The organism is Micromonospora sp. D93 (assembly GCF_018070365.1).
GTDB lineage: Bacteria > Actinomycetota > Actinomycetes > Mycobacteriales > Micromonosporaceae > Micromonospora > Micromonospora ureilytica.
This window is the reverse complement of sequence record NZ_JAGPXW010000005.1, coordinates 109,689-130,516: the sequence shown is the minus strand read 5'-3', so window position 1 is coordinate 130,516 and position 20,828 is coordinate 109,689. Positions and strand designations below refer to the sequence as shown.

The window sequence follows — 20,828 nt, the reverse complement described above, 5'->3', positions numbered from 1 at the left end:
CGACAGTGAGGAGTACGCATGGCAGTGCAGACCGGACTGGGCGAACCGCGCGGTCCCTGGTTCATCTCGCCCGAACTCGACCCGGACGGGCGCGGGTGGTGGGACGCGCCCGAGCGCGACCCGGGCGGGCGGCGGCCTCGCCGGCTGCTCGCCGCGCTGGCCGTGGTGGCGCTCTCCGCCGTCTCCGGCGCCATCGCCGGTGGGGTGGTGGCCGGCCGGGACGGGGCTGGGGGGCCGGCCGCGGCGTCCGCCGCCCCGGTGCCGGCCGAGCTGGTCACCGCGGCCGAGCGGACCGTACCCGGGGTGGTGTCGGTGCTGGCCGGCGGTGCGACCGGCGGATCCGCGACCGGCTCCGGCTTCGCAGTGGACGACCAGCAGCACCTGATCACCAACGACCACATCCTCGCCAAGGGGGGTGGCGGGCCGGTGACAGTGGAGCTGCCCGACGGCCGCCGGTTCGCCGCCGAGGTGGTCGGACGGGAGCCGCGCAGCGACCTGGCGGTGCTGAAGGTGCCGGCATCGGCAGGCCTCACCCCGCTGCCCCTGTCCAAGCCGGGCGCGACCCGGGTCGGTGAGCCGGTGCTCGCTGTGGGTTCGCCACTCGGTCTGGCGGGGACGGTCACCGCCGGCATCGTCAGCGCGCTGGACCGCGAGGTGCGGCTCGGCAACAACCGGCACAGCGCGGTGCAGACCGACGCGTCCATCAACCCCGGCAACTCCGGCGGACCACTTGTCAACGCGCGCGGGGAGGTGGTCGGGGTGAACACCGCCATCGCCACCATCGATGGAAACGGATCGATCGGCATCGGGTTCGCCATCCCGATCGACCAGGTGCAGCAGACCGCCGACACGATCATCGGCAAGGGCGGCTGAGCTGCCCGAACGCCCTCGTAGAGGGCTACCACTGTCAGATATCCGGCCGGACGGCATCGGACCATGGAAATATTACGCTCGGTATGGATACTGGCGGAGGTGGAGCGTCCTCTTCTCACGGTCCTCCTGCTGGTGGGCCTGGTCATCGGATGTGCAGTGGGGTCGGCGTACGCCCGGGCACGACGCGGGTGGAACGATTACCAGACCGTCAAGAAGTCGGTGCCAGGCGCCCGCCGGGGCGCCTGGTCGCTGATCCGTGGGGTCGCCGTGAAGGCCGCGGTGATCGGGCTGCTGCTCTTCGGCGCGGTCGCGTACGCGGCGGTCGGCTCCGACGAGGAGACCGCCGGGCCGGCGCCCAGCCAGTCACCGACCCAGAGCCAGCCTCCGAACCGATAACCCCTGGCGGGTCGTCGCGGGTTAGCCTCGGGGCGTGGACGACGGACTGCGGGTGACCGACCGGTGGGTCGTCCCCGCCGGAGAGCTGCGGGAGCGTTTCTCCCGATCGTCGGGGCCGGGCGGGCAGGGTGTGAACACCGCGGACTCCCGCGTCGAGCTGAGCTACGACCTGGCCAACTCGCCGGCAGTGCCCGATTGGCTGCGGCCGCGGGCGCTGGCTCGGCTGGCCAACCGCCTCGTCGACGGGGTGCTGACGATCGCCGCCAGCGAGCACCGGGCCCAGTTGGCCAACCGGGAGGCGGCCCGGGCGCGGATGACCGCCCTGCTGCGGGAGGCCGCCGCGCCCCCACCGCCGACCCGCCGAGCGACCCGCCCGTCCCGTGGGGCCAAGGAACGCCGGCTGGCCGAGAAGAAACGTCAGTCGCAGCGCAAGCGGGACCGCCGCGCCGACGACGACTAGACCCTAGGCGGGGACGGCGGCGAGTAGCCGGTCGCGCAGCATCGCGGCCCGCTCGGCGAACGCGCGCTGCGCCGCCGCGTACTCCGCCCGGCCGTCCGGAGTCTCCACCCGCACCGGCGGGTAGCCGAGTGCCGCCAGGTCGTACGGGCTGGCCCGCATGTCCAGAGTGCGGATGTCCCGGGCCAGGTCGAACGCGTCGGCCACCAGCTCCGAGGAGACCAACGGCGACAGCTTGTACGCCCACTTGTACAGATCCATGTTGGCGTGTAGGCAGCCCGGCTGCTCGTGCGCGTGCTGCGTCTCCCGGGTCGGGGTGAGCAGGTTCAACGGGCGGGCCGGCGGTGTGAAGAACCGGAACGCGTCAAAGTGGCTGCACCGCACGCCCCGCTCCTCGACGACCGCGGCGGTGCGCTCCGCGCTCAGCCGCAGCGGCCAGGCGTTGTGCCGCAACTCCTCCCGGGTCTGCCGGTAGACCATCGCCCACTCGTGCATCCCGAAGCAGCCGAAGTGCGGCGCCCGTCCACGCGTCGCCGTCAACAGGGAGCGGATCCAGGTGATCGACTCGGCGCGCCGCGCGCGTACCCCATCGGTGTCGAGGGTGACCCCGGCGGTGCCGGCGCGGTAGTCGCGGCCGAACTCGGCCGGATCGGCGTCGCGCAGCTCGACCCCGGGCCCCGGATGCCAGCGACGCAGCTGGGCCGGGCGGTGCGAGTAGTAGGTGAACAGGAAGTCGGCCACCGGATGCCGCTCGCCGCGTCGCCGCCGGGCCAGGTGCGGCGTCAGCCAGACATCCACCCGCTCCTCGTGGGCCCGCCGGCGGGCCTGCCACTGCGCCACGTCGAGGACGGCGGGGGCGAGGGCGGCGGTCACGCACCCAGGGTACGACCGCCGCCCGGAACACAGGTCAGGGCATCTGCACCCGCACGCCGGCGGAGAACACCCCGCTGCGCAACTCCAGATGCTGGGGCGGGTCCCGCCCGTCGACGGTGAAGACCAGCGGGAGCACCATCCGGGTGCCCGCCGCCATCGGGTCGGCGAAGACGTCCCGTCCCAGGTTCGCCGTCCGGGTGGCCGACTCGTCGGTGCTCACCCAACGCCCGCCGGGCAGGTACGCCCGTTGCAGCTCACTGTGCCAGGGCTGGTGGTCGCCGGTGACGTTGCGCACACCCACGGTGGCCTCGCAGCGTCGACCGTTCGCCGGTGCGGCACCGCCGCCGGCGGTCTTCCCGGCGGTGCCGGGCGCGCCGCAGGTCATCCGGTACACGGTGAACTCGAACGCCGACTCGCGCAGCGGCACGCCCAGCGGCCCGTTGACCCCGGTGCCCGTCCACGCGCCGCTGGTGGGCTGCTTCTGCGTGTCGATCGCCGCGACCTGCCGGGTCGCCGTCCAACCCGCGGTGCCGACCACGCCGGCCAGCACCACGACGGCGGCGCCCACCAACATCCAGACCGGCGGGGTACGCCGACGGCGCACCGGGCTCGGGGCTGCCGGTCGCGGATAGATCGTCCCGCGGTCACCCCCGGATCCGCCGCCGGTGGACAGTGCGGCAGCCGTCACCCGACGCCCGCGCCGACGCCGCCACACCCACACCAGGGCGGCACTGATCAGCAGCAGGACCGCCAGTCCGGCGAGCAGCACCGGGTAGCGGCGCCACGGCGGCGCCTCGGTCACCTCGGCCGCCGGTGCGGCTGCCGCCTGCCAGGTGGCCGTGGCGCAGTCGTACGGCCGACTGCCGTCACTGGTGAACGCGCAGGTCGGCGCGGTCAACGGCCGGCCCGGCGCGGTCGCGGCGAGCGCGGTGCCCAGCGTGGTCGTGCTGTGCGCGGGCAGCCGCAGCCGCCAGGTCACCTCGGTGGTCGATCCGCCGGCCGGCGTGGACCGGCCACCACCGCTGATCGCGGTCGTCGACGAGCCGGGCGGCAGTTCCTGACGCACTGTGGTCTCCAGCGGCGAATTGCTGACGTTGCGCACCTGGATCCGGTACCTCGGTGCCGGGCTGCTCTCCGTCGCGACCGCCACCGTGACCTGTTGCGGGGGCGCCGACGCCGGTGCCCGGGTGGGCGGTGCCAGCGCCGGTGGCGCCGAGGGCGGGGTGGGCTCGGTCACCCGGGCGACCATCGCCACCGGTGACCGGGTGGCCACCGCTTCTGGTGTGGCGGCTGTTGGTCGTGGTGTGGCGGCCGCTGGTCGTGGCGCGGCCGCCGCCTCCGGAGCCGCCGTCGGCAGGGCCGGCACGGCGGCGAGGATGCCGAGGCAGTGCACGAACACTGCGAGGGCTCTGTGGTGTCGTGTCGATGCAGGCATACGAACGAACCTCCGGAGCCGACGCTAGGGGCGAGCAGCCTCCGTGCGGGTACGAAGTCGGGAAGCCCGCCCCGGTCACCTCCAGCTCCGATAGGGTGCCGCGCGCTGACGGGTTGAGCACACCCGACCGCCGGTCCTGGCCGGTTGGGGTGCCCGCGGGGCTAGATTGGCCGGGTGCGTATCGCTCGTTTCGCCCATGCCAAGGGAATGTCGTTCGGTGCCGTCGAAGGCGAACCGGAGGCCGGGCCGCAGGGCCTGACCATCGCCGAGATCGAGGGCCACCCGTTCGGCAAACTCTCCTTCAGTGGGGCCCGGTGGGCCCTTTCCGACGTTCGGCTACTCTCGCCGATCCTGCCCAGCAAGGTCGTGTGTGTCGGTCGCAACTACGCCGACCACGCCGCCGAGCTCGGCAACGACGTGCCCAAGGAGCCGCTGCTCTTCCTCAAGCCGTCCACCTCGGTGATCGGCCCCCGGGACGCCATCCGCCTGCCGATCTTCTCCAAGCAGGTCGAGCACGAGGCCGAGTTGGCTGTCGTGATCGGGGCGCCGGGTGCCCGTCGCGCCGACCGGGCCGCCGCCGAACGCGCCATCTTCGGCTACACCTGCGCCAACGACGTCACCGCTCGGGACCTCCAGCGTTCGGACGCGCAGTGGACCCGGGCCAAGGGCTTCGACTCGTTCTGCCCGATCGGCCCGTGGATCACCACCGGGCTGGACGTCTCCGACCTGGAGATCAGGTGTGAGGTGGGTCGCAACCCGGAGGAGATGGAGGTACGCCAACTCGGCCGGACGAAGGACATGGTCTTCGACGTGCCGGGCCTGGTCTCGTACATCTCGCACGTGATGACTCTGCTGCCCGGCGACGTCGTTCTCACCGGCACTCCGGCCGGGGTTAGCCCGCTTGTCGAGGGGGATACGGTCACCGTGCGGATCGACGGCATCGGCGAGCTCACCAACCCGGTGGTTCCCGTCGCCTGATCCGTCTGATGCCCCTGTTTCCGCAGCTCACGGGTGGTTCGGGGGGATCGGATTTGGCCTCTCGGCACCGGGAGGGTAAAGTTCACTCCCGGCGCCGCAAGGGGCCAATGGGGTATGGGGTAATTGGCAGCCCGACTGATTCTGGTTCAGTTAGTCTAGGTTCGAGTCCTGGTACCCCAGCGCTGCTGGAGTTCGCGAGAATTTCCAGACGCTGGATTCTGACGGAGTTCGACTCCGCCCCTCCGGGGGCGGAGAGCGGTCTTCGGTAGAGTGCAGCTCCTCCGCCGCCAAGGTGGGGGAGCGAAAGTTGTTCTGGCCCCGTCGTCTAGTGGCCCAGGACGCCGCCCTCTCAAGGCGGTAGCGCCGGTTCGAATCCGGTCGGGGCTACATTGTGCACAGCCCGTCTCACCCTGGTGAGGCGGGCTGTTTCGTGTCCACCGCCGGGTCTCGTTCCGGCCCGCCGCCAGCTCCGAAGGCGAGCCCGCACCCCGCGCTCGTGCCCGGGTACGGTGCCGCTAGACTACAGTCGTACCGCCCGCGAGGGTGGTGAACGGAAAAGTTCTGGCCCCGTCGTCTAGTGGCCCAGGACGCCGCCCTCTCAAGGCGGTAGCGCCGGTTCGAATCCGGTCGGGGCTACAACCAAAGGCTCATCTCGCCAAGCGAGATGAGCCTTTCTCGTCCCCCCACCCCGACTGCCCTCTCCTTCGGTTGATCATGAGGTTAGCGTCACGACACGCCGATGCCGGTGTCGCTAACCCCATGATCAACGCGGCCAAGGGGTGGGAGGAGGGGGAGTGGGGGTGGGGTTAGTCCCTGTCGCCTCTGGCGATGCGGCCCGTTCCGGGCTGAAAATCGTGGTGGTCGCTCGCTGACGTCGTATCTCCTTGGTCCGTGTGAGGTCGTGGGTTAGTCGGACGCTGGTAGCCGCGTTATGGGCCCTTCACTGTTGCTGCGAGCACGCGAGTTAGATTCACCCGTTCTGTGGCTGCCGCGAGCGACCGCCCTGATGTTCGCGCTGGTGGGGAGGGGTTCGGTTGTTGGAACAGGCCCAGGATGAAGAGCAGATCATCACGCGTGTGGCGGGGTTGGATATCGGTAAGGCGTCGTTGGTGTGTTGCGCGCGGGTGCCGGACGAGGCGAATCCGGGACGGCGGCTGCAGGAGGTGCGGACCTACCCGACGATGACCCGTTCGCTGACCGGGTTGGCGCAGCGGCTGGCCGTGCTGGGGGTGACCCGGGTGGTGATGGAGGCGACCAGCGACTACTGGAAGCCGGTGTTCTACCTCCTCGAGGCGCATGGGTTCGAGGTGTGGCTGGTCAACGCCCGTGACGTGAAGCATCTGCCGGGGCGGCCGAAGACCGACAAGCTGGACGCGGTGTGGTTGTGCAAGGTCGCCGAGCGGCAGATGATCCGGCCGAGTTTCGTGCCACCCGCGCCGATCCGGATGCTGCGGGATCTGACCCGCTACCGGGTTGATCTGATCGCCGAGGCCGGCGCGGAACGCAACCGGGCGGAGAAGCTGCTCGAAGACGCGCAGATCAAACTGTCGGTCGTGGTCAGCGACCTGTTCGGCACCTCCGGGCGGGCGATGATGGCCGCGCTGATCGCCGGGCAGCGTGACCCACACACCCTGGCCGAGCTGGCCCGTTCCAGCCTGCGCCGCAAGATCCCCGACCTGCGGGAGGCGTTGACCGGGCACTTCACGGATCATCACGCGTTCCTGCTGGGCAAGATGATCACCCGGATCGAACAGATCGAGGCCGACATCCGCGAGGTCGACGCCCGGATCGAGGCGCACCTGGCCCCTTTCGCCCCCGCGGCGGCCCGACTACGTGAGATCCCCGGGATCGGCTCGGCCGCCGCTGCCACGATCATCGCCGAGATCGGCGTGGACATGACCCGCTTCCCCACCCCCGCCCACCTGGCCGGCTGGGCCAAGTTCGCCCCCGGCGTCAAGGAATCAGCCGGCCGCCGCAAAGGCAACGGATCAACCGGGCACGGCAACCGCTACCTCGCCCGCGTCCTCGGACAGATCGCGGTCTCCGCCGCCCGCACCAACACGTTCCTCGGCGAACGCTACCGGCGCATCGCCCGACGACGCGGCGCCAAACGCGCGATCGTCGCAGTCGGCCGCTCGATCCTGACGATCATCTGGCACCTGCTGTCCGACCCCGCAGCCGGGTTCCGTGACCTCGGCGCCGATTTCTACCTCAGCCGCACCGACACCGAACGCCGCAAACGCAACCACATCCACCAACTCGAAGCCCTCGGCTACCGCGTCACCCTCGACCTCGCCGCCTAACAGCCACACCACAACCCATCCCACGCCGCTTCGCGACGCGGGATGCTGCCGCGTGTCTACGCACGGTTCGATTTTCGAGTTAGAGGCCGGATAGGCGTTGGCCGGCTCTTACTACGGCCATCGCGTGGCGTTCGCCGGGGCGGCGACCCAGGCGCTCGATCGGGCCGGAGATGCTGACCGAGGCGATCACCCGGCCCGTGCGGTCGCGGATCGGGGCGGAGACGCTCGCCACACCGGCCTCCCGCTCGGCGACGCTCTGCGCCCAGCCGCGGCGGCGTACCTCGGCGAGGGTGCGGCCGGTGAACTTGCTACGCGGCAGCAGCGGCATCACCGCCTCCGGCGGTTCCCAGGCGAGCAGGATCTGGGCCGCGGAGCCGGCCGTCATCGGCAGCACCGAGCCGATCGGAACGGTGTCCCGTAGGCCGCTGGCGCGCTCCGCCGCGGCCACGCAGATCCGCTCGTCGGCGCGGCGCAGGTAGAGCTGCGCGCTCTCACCTGTGGCGTCGCGCAGCGCGGCCAGCAGTGGCTCGGCGGCGGTCAGCAGAACGTCCGGTGCGGCGTTGGCCAACTCGCCCAGACGGGGGCCGGGCCGCCATCTGCCCTGGGTGTCCCGGACCAGCATCCGGTGGATCTCCAGGGCCTGGGCCAGGCGATGTGCGGTGGCCCGGGGCAGCTTGGTGCGTTCAACGAGTTCGGCCAGGCTGGCGCCGTCGACGCAGGCGGCCAGGATGACCACCGCCTTGTCGAGAACGCCGACACCGCTCATACTGTGTCCCACAAGCCGAAACTTACCTCCCAGAATTTAGGATGTCCAGATGGTGGGAGTCACTCCTGAGCCGAGGACCCTGGCCGAGAAGGTCTGGGACGCGCACGTCGTACGGTCCGCCGCTGGTGAGCCGGACCTGCTCTTCATCGACCTGCACCTGCTGCACGAGGTGACCAGCCCGCAGGCGTTCGACGGGCTGCGGCTCGCCGGGCGCCGGGTGCGTCGTACCGACCTGACCCTCGCGACCGAGGACCACAACACCCCGACCGGGTACGCGGACCCGGCGTTCCGCCTCCGCCGTGGTGACCTGCTCACCATCGCGGACCCGACGTCGCGTACGCAGATCGAGACGTTGCGCCGCAACTGCGCCGAGTTCGGGGTGCGACTGCACCCGCTCGGCGACGACAACCAGGGCATCGTGCACGTGATCGGCCCGCAGCTCGGTCTCACCCAGCCGGGCCTGACGATCGTCTGTGGCGACTCGCACACCGCCACCCACGGCGCCTTCGGCGCGCTCGCCTTCGGCATCGGCACCAGCGAGGTGGAGCACGTCCTGGCCACCCAGACGCTGCCGCAGAGCCGGCCGAAGACGATGGCAGTCAACGTCACCGGCCGCCTCGCGCCCGGCGTGACCGCCAAGGACCTGGTGCTCGCGCTGATCACGCAGGTCGGCACGGGTGGGGGTCGCGGGCACATCGTCGAGTACCGAGGCGAGGCGATCCGTGCCCTCTCCATGGAGGGGCGGATGACCATCGCCAACATGTCCATCGAGTGGGGCGCCAAGGCCGGCATGATCGCGCCGGACGAGACCACCTTCGCGTACCTCAAGGGTCGACCGAACGCGCCGCAGGGCGCGGACTGGGACGCGGCGGTGGCGTGGTGGCGGACGCTGCCCACCGACGAGGGCGCGCGCTTCGACGCCGAGGTGACCCTGGACGCCAGCCAGATCACCCCGTTCGTCACCTGGGGCACCAACCCCGGCCAGGGCGCCCCGCTGAGCGCCCCGGTGCCGGACCCGGAGGAGTTCACCACCGACTCGGAGCGCTCCGCCGCCCGTCGGGCCCTGGAATACATGGACCTGCGTCCCGGCACCCCGCTGCGGGAGCTGCCCATCGACGTGGTCTTCGTGGGGTCCTGCACCAACGGCCGACTGGAGGACCTGCGGGCCGCCGCCGACGTGCTGCGCGGCCACCGGGTCGCCGACGGCGTCCGGATGCTCGTGGTGCCGGGTTCCGCCGCGGTGCGCGAGGCCGCCGAGGCCGAGGGGCTGGACAAGGTCTTCGCCGACGCCGGGGCCGAGTGGCGGTTCGCCGGCTGCTCCATGTGTCTGGGGATGAACCCGGACACGCTGAAGCCGGGTGAGCGCTCCGCCTCCACCTCGAACCGCAACTTCGAGGGCCGGCAGGGCCGGGGTGGGCGTACCCACCTGGTCTCCCCGCCGGTGGCCGCCGCCACCGCAGTGGTCGGCCGGCTGGCCGCACCCGCCGACCTGTAGAAGGGACCGACGAGATGGACAAGTTCACCACCCACACCGGCACCGCCGTGCCGCTGCGCCGGTCCAACGTGGACACCGATCAGATCATCCCCGCCGTGTACCTCAAGCGGGTGACCCGGACGGGTTTCGCCGACGGGCTGTTCAGCGCTTGGCGGGAAGATCCGGCATTCGTGCTCAACGATGAAAACTATTCCGGGGCGTCGATCCTCATCGCCGGCCCGGAGTTCGGCACCGGCTCCTCGCGGGAGCACGCCGTCTGGGCGCTCCGGGACTGGGGCTTCCGCGCGGTGGTGGCCCCGCGCTTCGGTGACATCTTCCGTGGCAACGCCCTCAAGGAAGGTCTGTTGCCGGTCGAGTTGGAATTGAAAGCCGTCGAAGAGTTGTGGGACCTGGTCGAGGCCGATCCGACCACTCCGGTGACCGTCGACCTGACCTCCCGGCAGCTCCGGGCGGGGGACGCGAGCTGGTCGTTCCCGCTGGACGACTTCAGCCGTTGGCGCCTCCTGGAGGGCCTCGACGACATTGGACTCACCCTCCGGCACGTCGCCGACATCGACTCCTACGAGGCGCGCCGACTGCCGTTCCTGCCCGCCGTCGCATAGCCGTTAGGCCGCTCGCACAGCGGATTTCACCCCCATCGGTCCATCCGGTGGGGGTGAATCCGTTACGACACAAGGGCTTTTTTCTACCGAATGTTTGTGTCCCGGCAGCACAGGGCATACCGTGCGCGCAGAATGGCTCGCGACGAGTCAGTTGCACAATCGGGAGGAAGTCGTGAACAAGGCCGAGCTCATCGAGGCGCTCGCTGTTCGCCTGGGGGACCGGAAGATGGCGACGGCCGCGCTCGACGCGGTCCTCACCGAGGTCCAGGCGGCGGTCACCAAGGGCGAGAAGGTGGCGATCACCGGATTCGGAGCATTCGAAAAGCGTGTGCGTGGCGCGCGAACAGCGCGCAACCCGCGTACCGGCGAGGCGGTGAAGGTCAAGAAGACGTCAGTCCCGACCTTCCGCCCCGGCGCCGGGTTCAAGGAGATGGTGGCCAGCGGCAAGGTGCCGAAGGCCACGGTGGCGGCGAAGAAGACCGCCACCAGCACCGCCACGGCCAAGGCGGCGGGCACGAAGGCGGCCAGCGCGAAGGCCACGGGCGCCAAGGCCACCACGGCCAAGGCGGCCAGCAAGAAGACCGCCCCGGCCAAGGCCAGCAAGACCGCCACGGCGACGAAGACGGCCGCCAGCAAGAAGACCGCCCCGGCCAAGGCGAGCAAGAGCACCACGGCGACCAAGACGGCCGCCAGCAAGAAGACGACCGCGGCGAAGAAGACCACCGCGGCGACCCGGTCGACCGCGGCGAAGAAGACCACCGCGTCGGCGAGCAAGAGCACGGCGGCCAAGAAGGCGCCGGCGAAGAAGGCTCCGGCCAAGAAGGCGGCCAGCAAGCGCTGACCGACCGGCTCCGCAAGGGCGTCCACCCGTGGGTGGGCGCCCTTGCGGCGTACCGAGACCGTCTTTCGGCATACGGGGGCCGTTGACCCGGTTGCCTCGCTCGCGCAGAATCGCCGTGCCGGCCACCCCTGGGCCGGCCCGTCGACGGGAAATGGGGCGCCGGTGCGCTACCGCCAGCTCACCACCGGGACGCTCGCGCTGGGGGTGCTCCTCCTCATCGACGTGCTGCGGGTCTGGCTGCCCGGCATCATCACCATCTTCGGTCAGGCGGCGTCCACCCCCGCCGAGCTGATGGGGGCGTTCGCCCTCGGCTGGTTCGTGCTCGCGCTGGGCGCACCCGCCGTGGTCCGCCGCGTCGGAGCGCGCCCGGTCACCGTCGCCGCCGCTGTCGCGCTCGCCGTCGCCCGGCTCACGCTCACCGCCGCACCCGGCGGGCGTACGCAACTCTGGGTGGCCACCGCCGGGTTGCTCGCCGGGCTGGTCTGGCTTGTCGGCGTCGCCGCCGACACCGACCGGCCGGTCCCGGGGCTGGCGTTGGGGTTCGCGGCCAACGCGGCAGTGCACGCGGTGCTGGACACCGCCGACCTGGTCTGGCGGGGTGACTGGGTGGCCTGGCTGCTCAGCGCCGTCGCGGTGGCGGTGTTCCTGGCCGGCACGGCGCAACCCGGCCGGCGCGGCGGCGCAGGTGGCGCCCTCGCTGGCCCCGCTGACGCCCCTGCTGGCCCCGCTGACGCCCCGGCCGGCGCTGGTGGTGGCCGAGCCTGGCTGCTGGCCGGGCCCGCGCTGCTGCTGGCCGGAATGGTGGCGCTCTCTCCGGCGCTGGCCCGGACCGGGATGTCGTACCTGGTCGCCGGAGATGGCGTGGCCCGTTCGCCGCTGTTCGGCCTGGCGCCGGTGCCGGTGGCGGTCGCCGGGTTCCTGTGCGCCGCGTTGACCCGGCCGCCGCCCGGGTGGGCCCGAGCGTACGGCCCGGTGGCGCTGCTCGGCGGCGCCGTGCTGTTTGCCCTCGACCGGGGCGACCTGCTCCTCCCCGCCATCCTCCTCGCCGCGGTCGGCCTCGGCGCCTGCCTCGCCCTCACCGACGACGCCAGCACCGACGACGGCCTCGCGAACGTCAGCACCGGTGGGGGCGCCAGCGCCTCGCGGCGGGGGTACGCGGTCGCCGCCGGCATGCTCGTCTTCGCGCTGGGGGCGGTCGGCTACTACTCGGCCTACGACCTCGGCTATCCCAACGCCCCGGTGCCCGTGGTGGTGGCCGTGCTGGTCGCCGCCGTGGCGTTCACCGCCCGTCCCGTCGTCCACCGGCTCGCCGGGCCGTTCCCGCCGCTCCGGGCCGCCGCCGCGGTCACCGCGCTGGCCCTGCTGGCACCGGTGCTCGCCGACGAGGTGCCGGTCGCCAGCAACCGGGACGGCCCGCCGGAGCGGTTGACAGTGGTGGCGTACAACATCCGGATGGGTTTCGGGCTGGACGGCCGGTTCGACCTGACCGGCCTCGCCGAGGTCGTCGTCCGGCAACGGCCCGACGTGGTGCTGCTCAGCGAGGTGGACCGGGCGTGGCTGCTGAACGGCGGCCACGACACTCTGGACCTGCTCGCCGACCGGCTCGGTATGCCGTACGTCTTCGGGCCGGCGGCCGACCCCGTCTGGGGTGACGCGGTGCTCAGCCGTTGGCCGGTGCGCGATCCGCGGACCCTGCCGCTGGCCGCCGTCGGCGCGCCCACCGGTGCGCAGGCGCTCGCCGTCACGCTGGACCTCGGCGACGGTGTCCGTACCGCGGTGGTCAGCACCCATCTGCAGCCGCCACCCGGCAGGGGCCCGGTGGTCCAGGCCCGCGCGGTCGCCGACTTCGCCATCCGGTACGCGGCCGGTCGGCCGTTGGTGGTGGCGGGTGACCTGAACACCGAGCCGGGCGACGAGGCGTTCACGGAGTTCGTCGACGCGGGACTTGTCGACGCGTTGGCCGCCGCCCGACCGCTGGCGACCAGCCCGGCGGACGACCCGCGCCAGCAGATCGACCACATCTTCGTCTCGCCCGGCCTGGCCCCGAGTGATCCGGTCGCGCCGCGCAGCACGGCCAGCGACCACCTGCCGGTCGCGGTGACAGTGACCCTGCCGCCCCGCTGACCAAGTGGCCCGGGGCGAACGCGGCCGCGGGCCCTACAGGCGATCGGCGGCCAGCAGCCGGTCGGCGGCGAAGGCGAGCAGCCAGCCGCCGCCCTTCGGCGTGGTGAAGTCCTCGTCGGTGCGGCCGGTCAGCCGCTCCAGGGCACCCGGCAGGACCTTGCCCTGGCTGCACACCGCCGCCTGCCCGCCAGTGCCGGCCAGCTCCAGCAGCCGGGCGGCGGTGGCCAGGATCTGCTCGTCGCTCTGCTGGCCGGGTTGTGGCTCGTCCAGGTCGCCGCAGACCTCGATCGGCAGGTCGAGCAACACGGCGGCCGGGTCGAGGGTCTGCACGCACCGTCGCGGCGACGCCGACACCAGCCGGGCCGGTCGGATCAGGGCGATCAGCCCGGCCAGCGCGCTCGCCTGGGCCCACCCCTCGGCGTCCAGGGGTCGCCCGACGTCCGGGCCGGACCAGGTGGCCCGCTTGCCGGCGTGCGCGTGCCGCACCAGCGCGACCGTCGCCGTCACCGACGGCAACACGGCGAACGCCCCCAACACGTCGGCGTCATGGGAGTAGCTCACCAACCGGATCGCGTCGTCGACCGCTAGCCAGCGGATGTCGTCCACCTCGGTGCCCGGTTGGAAACCGCCGCTGGCCACCGCGAGCATCGACCAGTAGTCGACAAGCTTGGGCTGCCCCTCGCTGCGGTACCGCACCGACGGCAGCCGCACCTGCGGCACGCCCCGCACATCGGCCTCCTCGGCCACCTCACGGACCGCCGCGGCCAGCGCGTGCTCGCCCGGTTCCAGCTTGCCCTTCGGCAGCGTCCAGTCGCCGTAGCGGGGGCGGTGCACCACGCAGACGCGTACGCCGTCGTGGGTCGGCCGCCAGGCCACCCCGCCCGCCGCCCGGATGCCGGTCACGGCAGCCAACTGGTTCGCCGTCGCCGGGTGGCCCGGTGCCAGGCGGCCGGGAAGAGACCCCGCATCCGGCGTACCGACAGGCGTTCCCGCTCGGCCAGCCGCCCGGCGGTGACCGCCAGCTCGTGGTCTTCCGGCCGCTCGGTGGCGATCTGCAGCCAGGTGTCCGCCGCCACCGCCGCGTCCTGGTGCTCGCCGAGCACGTCCTGCACACGGGCGAGGGCGCGGGACAGCCGGCGCGCGCCCTTGCCGACCGTCGGGGCCACCGCGTTTACCGCGTACCGGGCCTGCTTGCCCTCCTTGCGAACGGCGTGCCAGCGGTCGTCCGGCGACTGCGCGTCGAGCCCCTCGACGCCGTCCGGCCCGGTCAATCGCCGCCAGGGGCGCGCCACCAGCGCGGGTAGCGCCTGCGCGGCGGGAGCGGCCGCTCGGCGGGTGAGTCGGGGCGCGCGGGCGGCCAGCACCAGGGAGTCCACCAGGGCAACGTAACGCGCGGAGCGCAGCGTCTCGTCGATGGCGGTGAGCGCCTGCCGCTGCCGGTCGGCGAGCACCTCGTCGAGCCGGTTCACCGCGCTCTGGTCGAGCGGGCTCAGCGGATCGGCGTCGGCGGTACGGCGCAGCCGCGCGCGCAGCACCTCGGCGTCGCGGGCCGCGCCGAGAACACCTGCCAACCAGCCAAGCTCGGTACGCAGCGGGCGGGACCAGGTCTTGCGCAGCAACGGTTTGAAGGTGCGCAGATCACTGCGCAGGCGTCGACAGGCCACCCGCATCTGATGCACTGCGGTGTCGCCACCGGCCGCCGGGGCGCGCAGCCGGACCAGCGGGTCATGCGCCAACAGTCGGCGGATCTCCTTGCGTACCGCCTCGGTCACCACGTCACCGGCGCTCGGCTCGGCGGCCAGCCCGGCCGGCGCGACCAGGTCCGGATCGGCCTGCGCCGTGGCGCCGAGCGCCCGTACGTGCTTCGGCGTGAACGACCCGCCCTGGGCGCCAGCCTCGCGCAGCACACCGCCGACCCGGTCGAGCAGCTTCCGGTCGCCGGCCTTCAGCTCCACCTCCACCTCGCGGAACGTGTCGGTGGTGGTGCCGGCGTCGTCGAGCACTGTCACCCGGTCGTCCACCACCTCGGCGAGCACCGTGCCGGCCGGGTCACACACCTCGTACGCGTGCCGCACCGTCCGCACCACAGTCACCGGGGTGAGCGGCGCTCCCCGGTGCAGAGCGGTGACCAACTCCACGAGCTCCGGTGGCGGCTGCCCCTTCGGCCCGGCCCGGGAGATCTCGTGCCGGACGCCCGGTGTCCCGGTCGGGAGTTTCACAGTCCAGGGCAGCTCGTCACCCCGGCGGTGGCGCAGCGAGGCACCGGCGCGGGCCAGCCGCAGGTCGACAGTGTCGAGGTAGCGGGCGACAAGCGTCACCGGTGGCAGCGCCCGGACCCGACCGCCGGCCGGAGCCGTGCCGGCCAGGTCCGGCAGCACGTAGGCGTCGTCCACCTCGTACTTCTGCTCCTCCTCGACCATCAGCTCAGCCTATGCGCTGGGCGGTCAGCTGGCCGTGCCACCGACGCGGCGCAGCAGCAGTTCCTGCAGATGCGCCCGGACGGCGTCGTCATCGCCGGTACGCCGGGTCCACGTGCCGTCTCCGGCCAGCTCGAACGCGTCCACTTCGGGGCTCATCGCGGCGGTGAGCACCTCATCCAGCTCGGCGCGGGCGATCGGGTCGCTCACCTGCACCAGCGCCTCGACCCGACGGTCCAGGTTGCGGTGCATGAGGTCGGCCGAGCCCATCCAGAACTCGGCCTCACCGTTGTTGCCGAACCGGAAGACCCGGGAGTGTTCCAGGAACCGGCCGAGGATCGAGCGGACCCGGATGTTCTCCGACAGCCCCGGCACCCCGGGGCGCAGCGTGCACATGCCCCGGATGAGCAGGTCGACGTGTACGCCGGCCTGGGAGGCGCGGTACAGCGCGTCGGTCACCCCCTCGTCGACCAGCGAGTTGACCTTGAACTGGACCAGGCCGGGCATGCCCAGGCGGACGTGCGAGATCTCCCGTTCGATCCGCTCGATGAGCCCGCTGCGGATGCCCTGCGGTGCGACGAGCAAGCGCCGGTACGCGGTCTGTCGGCTGTACCCGGTGAGCACGTTGAACAGGTCGGTGAGGTCCGCGCCGACCTCCGGGTCGGCGGTGAGCATGCCGAAGTCCTCATACAGGCGGGCCGTCTTCGGGTGGTAGTTGCCGGTGCCGATGTGGCAGTAGCGACGGATCTGGTTGCCCTCCTGCCGCACCACCAGCGCGGTCTTGCAGTGCGTCTTCAAGCCGACCAGGCCGTACACCACGTGGCAGCCGGCGCGTTCCAACGTGCGGGCCCAGCCGATGTTTGCCACCTCGTCGAAGCGGGCCTTCACCTCCACCAGCACCACCACCTGCTTGCCGGCGGCGGCCGCGTCGACCAGCGCGTCGACGATCGGGGAGTCGCCGCTGGTCCGGTAGAGGGTCTGCTTGATGGCCAGCACGTTCGGGTCGGCGGCGGCCTGCTCGATGAAGCGCTGCACGCTTGTGGCGAACGAGTGGTACGGGTGGTGCACCAGGATGTCCCCGTCGCGCAGGGTGGCGAAGACGCTGCGCGGCACCTCACCCTCGGCGAGCCGGGGATGGGTGGCCGGCACGAACGGCGGGTCCTTCAGGTCCGGCCGGTCCGCCTCGCCGTAGACCTGCCACAGCGCGGACAGGTCCAGCAGGCCGGGCACCCGCAGGACGTCCTGGTCGTCCATGTCCAGCTCGCGGACGAGCAGCTCCAACATGTGGTCGGAGATCGACGCGGCGACCTCCAGGCGGACGGGGGGACCGAACCGCCGCCGGGCCAGCTCCCGTTCCAGGGCCTGGAGCAGATCCTCGTCGCGGTCCTCGTCGACCTCCACCTCGGCGTTGCGGGTGACCCGGAACAGGTGGCACTCGACCACCTGCATGCCACTGAACAGCTGCCCCAGGTGCACCGAGATCAGGTCCTCCACCGGCAGCATCCGGACGCCCGGCTGGTCCCGGTCCACCCGGACGAAACGGGGGACGTTGTTGGGCACCTTCACCCGGGCGAACAGCTCCGAACCGCCGTCGGGGTCACGAACCGCCACCGCCAGGTTCAGCGACCGCCCCGAGATGTACGGGAACGGGTGCGCCGGGTCCACCGCGAGCGGGGTCAGCACCGGGAAGATGTGCTCCCGGAAGTAGGTGCGCAGCCGTTCCCGCTCGCCGTCGCCCAGCTCAGCCCAGCGCAGGATCCGGATGCGTTCGTCGGCGAGCTTGGGCAGCACGTCGTCGACGAAACAGGCGGCGTGCCGGGCGCCCAGCGCGGCGGTCCGCTCGGCGATCAGCTCCAACTGCGTACGCAGGGGCAGTCGGTCCCCGCCGCGCACCGGCAGGCCGGCGGAGAGCCGCCGCTTCAGCCCGGCGATGCGCACCATGTAGAACTCGTCGAGGTTGCTGGCGAAGATGGCCAGGAACTTGGCCCGCTCCAGCAGCGGTGTGTTCTGGTCCTCGGCCAGGGTGAGCACGCGGGCGTTGAAGTCGAGCCAGGACAGCTCCCGGTTGAGGAAGCGGTCCTCCGGCAGCGGCGGAGCGGGGGGCGCGTCGTCGTCCCCCTGCCCGGCACCCGCCGACAGGTCGGTCGGCAGGACCGGGTGGAGGTCACCGGCGGCCGGGCCGTCCGCCTCGATCTTCGGCGCGGGTTCGATGACCTCGTCCAGCCCGGAGGAGGCGGCGCCGGGATCGTCCGCGAGGGTGTCGGCGCGGGCGGCGCTGGCGCGTTCGGCGCGGGACGGGCGGAAGCGTCCATCGGTGCCGCGCGCGCGGGAGCCGTTGCGGAGGTCGGTGGTGGGCGGGTGGACCGGTTGCTCGCGAGGGGTGCTCACCCGCTCATAATCACCCGATTACGGTAAACGCAAAATGAACTTGGGCTCGCCGGGTCAGATCATCGTCGGCAATGTCACCCGGACAACCTCTCCGTCGGGATCGGTGTCGATGCGAACCCGCTGACCGAGCCGGAGAAGTCGCAGCCCGGAGGCGTCGAAGGCCCGGGCGGGGAAGCGCATCTCGGTGCCGTCGTCGAGCAGCAGGACACCGCTGCGCGTCGCCGCATCGTAGCTGGCCACCGTGCCCTGCATGCTGGCACCGTACACCCGGGGGTTCAGCCCGCGGAGCCGGCCGGGTGAGCTCAGCCGGCGGAGCCGGCAGGGTTAGCTCAGCCGGCGGAGCCGGCAGGGTTAGCTCAGCCCGCGGCGCGGGCGGGGTGAGCGGCGGCCACGAGCGCGGCCGTGCGCGGCCCCAGCCCGAGCCGGGCGGCGGCGGCCAGGTCCGCGGAGGTGTCCACGTCCCGGCGCAGGCTGGGCCAGTCGCCGTCGAGCGGCAGCGCCCCGCTCGCCGCGTGCGCGACCGCCGACCCCACCCCGAAGCGGGGATCCAACGGCACGCCAGGCGGGGCGGTGAGCAGCACCGTGCCCCCGCCGGGTGCGTCCGGCAGGAAGCGGCGTGCCGCGGGATGGCCGTTCTGCGCCGCGAGCAGCGCGCCGGCCAGCTCGGCCGGGCGTAGCGCCGGCACGTCCCCGGTGATCCCGGCCACCCACCCGGCGGCGGCCCCGGCCGCTCCGTGCCGGAACGCGGCGTTCAGGCCGGCGCGTGGCTCGTCCGGCAGCACCCGCGCGCCGGCCGCCCGCGCCGCCGCCGCCACCCGGGGATCGTCGGTCACCACCAGGGCCTCGGCGACCGCCGGGCAGGCCAGCACCGCGCGGAGCGTGTCGGTCGCCAGGGCCAGCGCCAACTCCTCATGGGGTACGCCGGGCAGCGCGCCCCGCAGCCGGCTCTTGGCCGCGGCAAGCTGCTTCACCGGCACCACCACGGCCCACCTCGGCTGACTCACGTCCGCAATCCTGCCAGCCGGACGGCGGGCCCCTCGCTGGCCGTACCGGGGGCGAGCAGGCATGATTTCCGCTGCGGGTGTCGCGGGCGGGATTTCGCGGCGGGGTTGGGGCGCGACGAGGAGGCACAGTGGCACGGCGGAGGCTGGGGTTCTGGCAACGGTTCGCCGTGGGGCTGGTGAAGCCGGTGATGACCGTCTGGACCCGGCGTACCTGGCGTGGTCAGGAACATCTCCACGGCGACGGCGGCGTGATCGTCGTGGCGAACCACATCTCGCACGCCGACCCGTTGGTGTCCGCGCACTTCATCTACGACTCCGGGCGCTGGCCGCAGTACCTGGGCAAGGCCAGCGTGTTCCGGGTGCCGGTGGTCGGCTGGATCCTGCACCGGTGCCGGCAGATCCCGGTCGAGCGGGGCAGCACCGACGCCGTCCGCTCGCTGGACGCACTGGTCGCCGCGCTCGACGAGGGCGGCGCGGTCGTGATCTACCCTGAGGGCACCACCACGCGTCAGCCGGAGCTCTGGCCGATGAAGGCCAAGACCGGTGCGGCCCGGCTGGCCCTGGCCACCGGCGCCCCGGTCGTACCGGTGGTGATGTGGGGGCCGGAACGGATCTTCGACCCGCGGACGACCCGTGTCAGCCTGCGCCCCCGGATCCCGGTGACCGTTGCCGCCGGGGAGCCGATCGACCTGAGCCGGTGGGCGGACGCCCAGCCGACCCGGGCCACCCTCGAGGAGATGACGGACACCATCATGTTGCGGCTGCGGGACATGCTCGCCGAGGTCCGTGGCGGTACCCCGCCGCCACTGTGGGAGCGACCGGCCCGGTCCTCCGTCGCCCGCGAGCAGCAGGATGACGCGGCATGAGCGGTCACGTCGCGGTGCTCGGTGCCGGTTCCTGGGGCACCGCGTTCGCCAAGATCCTCGCCGACGCGGGGCGGGACGTGACGGTGTGGGCCCGCCGCGCGCCGGTCGCCGAGAGCATCCGGGCCGACCGCCGGAATCCGGAGTACCTGCCCGACCTGCTGCTGCCGGCCCGCGTCACCGCCACCGCCGACGCCGCCGAGGCGATCACCGGCGCCGAGGTGGTGGTGCTGGCCGTGCCGTCGCAGACCCTGCGCGGCAACCTCGCCGAATGGGCCGGGCACCTGCACCCGGATTCCACACTGGTGTCGCTGATGAAGGGCATCGAGCTGGGCACCACCAAGCGGATGAGCGAAGTCATCGTGGAGACCGCAGGGGTCGCCGCGGACCGGGTGGTCGTCGTGTCCGGCCCGAACCTGGCCCCGGAGATCGCCGCCGAGCAGCCCGCCGCGACGGTGGTCGCCGGGACGAACAGCGCCCGCGCCACGCTCGTCCAGTCGTCCATCCGGACGCCGTACCTGCGCCCCTACACCAACGACGACGTGATCGGCTGTGAGCTGGGCGGGGCGGTCAAGAACGTGATCGCCCTGTCGTACGGCATCGCCACCGCTATGGGGTTCGGCGACAACACCCGGGCCATGCTGATGACCCGTGGGCTGGCCGAGACGGCCCGGCTGGGCGTGGCGCTCGGCGCGGACCCGATCACCTTCGCCGGCCTCGCCGGCATGGGCGACCTGGTCGCCTCCTGCTCGTCCCCGCTGGCCCGCAACCGCACCTTCGGCGAGCACCTGGGCCGGGGCGAGACGCTGGAGCAGGCCCAGGCCGCCACCCGGCAGACCGCCGAGGGCGTGAAGAGCTGCCTGGCGATCCGCGACCTGGCCCGGGCGCACGGCGTGGAGATGCCGATCACCGAGCACGTGGAGCGGATCTGCCACGAGGGGATGGACCCGCGCCTCGCCGTGGAGACCCTGATGAGCCGCACCGCGAAACCCGAGTCGTACGAGTGAGGAACC

Annotated in this window: 19 protein-coding genes and 3 tRNA genes; 14 read left to right on the top strand and 8 right to left on the bottom strand. The window is 72.4% G+C overall.

Features of this window, described 5'->3' with window-relative positions; genetic code table 11:
• Window positions 1-18: 18 nt before the first annotated feature.
• From KBX71_RS08195 to arfB, 3 genes are all read left to right on the top strand, one after another.
• A complete protein-coding gene (locus KBX71_RS08195) occupies window positions 19-873 on the top strand; it encodes a S1C family serine protease (RefSeq protein ID WP_210817396.1) in 855 nt (284 codons plus the stop codon).
• A 99-nt stretch (window positions 874-972) separates the two neighbouring features.
• Complete coding sequence (locus KBX71_RS08190) at window positions 973-1,269, top strand: hypothetical protein (protein ID WP_210817395.1); 297 nt, start codon at window positions 973-975, stop codon at window positions 1,267-1,269.
• Window positions 1,270-1,303: 34 nt separating this feature from the next.
• The gene (gene arfB / locus KBX71_RS08185) at window positions 1,304-1,729 is read left to right on the top strand and encodes an alternative ribosome rescue aminoacyl-tRNA hydrolase ArfB (protein ID WP_210817394.1); all 426 of its coding nucleotides are present in this window, start codon (window positions 1,304-1,306) and stop codon (window positions 1,727-1,729) included.
• A gap of 3 nt (window positions 1,730-1,732) precedes the next feature.
• On the opposite strand, the gene KBX71_RS08180 is transcribed toward arfB, so the two are convergent.
• Together KBX71_RS08180 and KBX71_RS08175 are read right to left on the bottom strand one after the other, a co-directional pair.
• Window positions 1,733-2,599, bottom strand: coding sequence for a 3-methyladenine DNA glycosylase (locus KBX71_RS08180; RefSeq protein ID WP_210817393.1), 867 nt, complete (start codon window positions 2,597-2,599; stop codon window positions 1,733-1,735).
• Window positions 2,600-2,633: 34 nt separating this feature from the next.
• Complete coding sequence (locus KBX71_RS08175; RefSeq protein WP_210817392.1) at window positions 2,634-4,034, bottom strand: hypothetical protein; 1,401 nt, start codon at window positions 4,032-4,034, stop codon at window positions 2,634-2,636.
• A 174-nt stretch (window positions 4,035-4,208) separates the two neighbouring features.
• Between KBX71_RS08175 and KBX71_RS08170 the strand changes: the two genes are divergently transcribed.
• The 5 genes from KBX71_RS08170 (at window position 4,209) to KBX71_RS08150 (ending at window position 7,315) form a co-directional block, all read left to right on the top strand.
• A complete protein-coding gene (locus KBX71_RS08170; RefSeq protein WP_124820298.1) occupies window positions 4,209-5,012 on the top strand; it encodes a fumarylacetoacetate hydrolase family protein in 804 nt (267 codons plus the stop codon).
• A gap of 108 nt (window positions 5,013-5,120) precedes the next feature.
• A tRNA-Gln gene (locus tag KBX71_RS08165) sits at window positions 5,121-5,192 on the top strand.
• Window positions 5,193-5,326: 134 nt separating this feature from the next.
• Window positions 5,327-5,399, top strand: a tRNA-Glu gene (locus KBX71_RS08160).
• Window positions 5,400-5,575: 176 nt separating this feature from the next.
• A tRNA-Glu gene (locus tag KBX71_RS08155) sits at window positions 5,576-5,648 on the top strand.
• A gap of 440 nt (window positions 5,649-6,088) precedes the next feature.
• Window positions 6,089-7,315 carry an IS110 family transposase gene (locus KBX71_RS08150; RefSeq protein WP_307847001.1) on the top strand — a complete coding sequence of 409 codons (1,227 nt, stop codon included), beginning with the start codon at window positions 6,089-6,091 and terminating at the stop codon, window positions 7,313-7,315.
• Between the two features lie 79 nt (window positions 7,316-7,394).
• On the opposite strand, the gene KBX71_RS08145 is transcribed toward KBX71_RS08150, so the two are convergent.
• Window positions 7,395-8,081: an IclR family transcriptional regulator gene (locus KBX71_RS08145; protein WP_210817390.1), complete on the bottom strand. Its 687-nt coding sequence runs from the start codon at window positions 8,079-8,081 to the stop codon at window positions 7,395-7,397.
• A 49-nt stretch (window positions 8,082-8,130) separates the two neighbouring features.
• On the opposite strand from KBX71_RS08145, the gene leuC reads away from it, so the two are divergent.
• From leuC to KBX71_RS08125, 4 genes are all read left to right on the top strand, one after another.
• Window positions 8,131-9,576, top strand: a complete 1,446-nt coding sequence (gene leuC, locus KBX71_RS08140; RefSeq protein WP_210817389.1) for a 3-isopropylmalate dehydratase large subunit — start codon at window positions 8,131-8,133, stop codon at window positions 9,574-9,576.
• A 14-nt stretch (window positions 9,577-9,590) separates the two neighbouring features.
• A complete protein-coding gene (gene leuD / locus KBX71_RS08135) occupies window positions 9,591-10,178 on the top strand; it encodes a 3-isopropylmalate dehydratase small subunit (protein ID WP_196928012.1) in 588 nt (195 codons plus the stop codon).
• A 172-nt stretch (window positions 10,179-10,350) separates the two neighbouring features.
• Window positions 10,351-11,019, top strand: a complete 669-nt coding sequence (locus tag KBX71_RS08130) for an HU family DNA-binding protein (protein WP_210817388.1) — start codon at window positions 10,351-10,353, stop codon at window positions 11,017-11,019.
• Window positions 11,020-11,181: 162 nt separating this feature from the next.
• Window positions 11,182-13,143 (top strand): endonuclease/exonuclease/phosphatase family protein, encoded by a 1,962-nt coding sequence (locus KBX71_RS08125; RefSeq protein ID WP_210817387.1) that lies wholly within the window; start codon window positions 11,182-11,184, stop codon window positions 13,141-13,143.
• A 33-nt stretch (window positions 13,144-13,176) separates the two neighbouring features.
• On the opposite strand, the gene KBX71_RS08120 is transcribed toward KBX71_RS08125, so the two are convergent.
• The 5 genes from KBX71_RS08120 to cofC form a co-directional block, all read right to left on the bottom strand.
• Entirely contained in the window at window positions 13,177-14,055 is an 879-nt protein-coding gene (locus KBX71_RS08120; RefSeq protein WP_210817386.1) for an NUDIX hydrolase, read from the bottom strand.
• Window positions 14,043-15,563 carry a CYTH and CHAD domain-containing protein gene (locus KBX71_RS08115; protein ID WP_210817385.1) on the bottom strand — a complete coding sequence of 507 codons (1,521 nt, stop codon included), beginning with the start codon at window positions 15,561-15,563 and terminating at the stop codon, window positions 14,043-14,045. The genes KBX71_RS08120 and KBX71_RS08115 overlap by 13 nt, the downstream gene beginning before the upstream one ends.
• Window positions 15,564-15,587: 24 nt before the next feature.
• Complete coding sequence (locus KBX71_RS08110) at window positions 15,588-17,948, bottom strand: RNA degradosome polyphosphate kinase (RefSeq protein ID WP_210817384.1); 2,361 nt, start codon at window positions 17,946-17,948, stop codon at window positions 15,588-15,590.
• A gap of 54 nt (window positions 17,949-18,002) precedes the next feature.
• Window positions 18,003-18,200, bottom strand: a complete 198-nt coding sequence (locus KBX71_RS08105) for a cold-shock protein (RefSeq protein ID WP_030335323.1) — start codon at window positions 18,198-18,200, stop codon at window positions 18,003-18,005.
• Between the two features lie 104 nt (window positions 18,201-18,304).
• Window positions 18,305-18,952, bottom strand: a complete 648-nt coding sequence (gene cofC, locus KBX71_RS08100) for a 2-phospho-L-lactate guanylyltransferase (protein WP_307847000.1) — start codon at window positions 18,950-18,952, stop codon at window positions 18,305-18,307.
• 128 nt (window positions 18,953-19,080) lie between these two features.
• Here cofC and KBX71_RS08095 point away from each other — a divergent pair, with 128 nt between their 5' ends.
• Both KBX71_RS08095 and KBX71_RS08090 read left to right on the top strand, forming a co-directional pair.
• Entirely contained in the window at window positions 19,081-19,818 is a 738-nt protein-coding gene (locus tag KBX71_RS08095; protein WP_210817382.1) for a 1-acyl-sn-glycerol-3-phosphate acyltransferase, read from the top strand.
• Complete coding sequence (locus KBX71_RS08090; protein ID WP_210817381.1) at window positions 19,815-20,822, top strand: NAD(P)H-dependent glycerol-3-phosphate dehydrogenase; 1,008 nt, start codon at window positions 19,815-19,817, stop codon at window positions 20,820-20,822. Before KBX71_RS08095 ends, KBX71_RS08090 begins: the two co-directional genes overlap by 4 nt.
• The last annotated feature ends 6 nt before the right edge of the window (window positions 20,823-20,828 follow it).

What these genes read in the sequence shown, in the direction of transcription:
- KBX71_RS08145 (WP_210817390.1), bottom strand. Translation starts at nt 8,081, where the DNA reads ATGAGCGGTGTCGGCGTTCTCGACAAGGCGGTGGTCATCCTGGCCGCC.
- KBX71_RS08175 (WP_210817392.1), bottom strand. Translation starts at nt 4,034, where the DNA reads ATGCCTGCATCGACACGACACCACAGAGCCCTCGCAGTGTTCGTGCAC.
- KBX71_RS08090 (WP_210817381.1), top strand. Translation starts at nt 19,815, where the DNA reads ATGAGCGGTCACGTCGCGGTGCTCGGTGCCGGTTCCTGGGGCACCGCG.
- KBX71_RS08115 (WP_210817385.1), bottom strand. Translation starts at nt 15,563, where the DNA reads ATGGTCGAGGAGGAGCAGAAGTACGAGGTGGACGACGCCTACGTGCTG.
- leuC (WP_210817389.1), top strand. Translation starts at nt 8,131, where the DNA reads ATGGTGGGAGTCACTCCTGAGCCGAGGACCCTGGCCGAGAAGGTCTGG.
- leuD (WP_196928012.1), top strand. Translation starts at nt 9,591, where the DNA reads ATGGACAAGTTCACCACCCACACCGGCACCGCCGTGCCGCTGCGCCGG.
- KBX71_RS08105 (WP_030335323.1), bottom strand. Translation starts at nt 18,200, where the DNA reads ATGCAGGGCACGGTGGCCAGCTACGATGCGGCGACGCGCAGCGGTGTC.
- KBX71_RS08195 (WP_210817396.1), top strand. Translation starts at nt 19, where the DNA reads ATGGCAGTGCAGACCGGACTGGGCGAACCGCGCGGTCCCTGGTTCATC.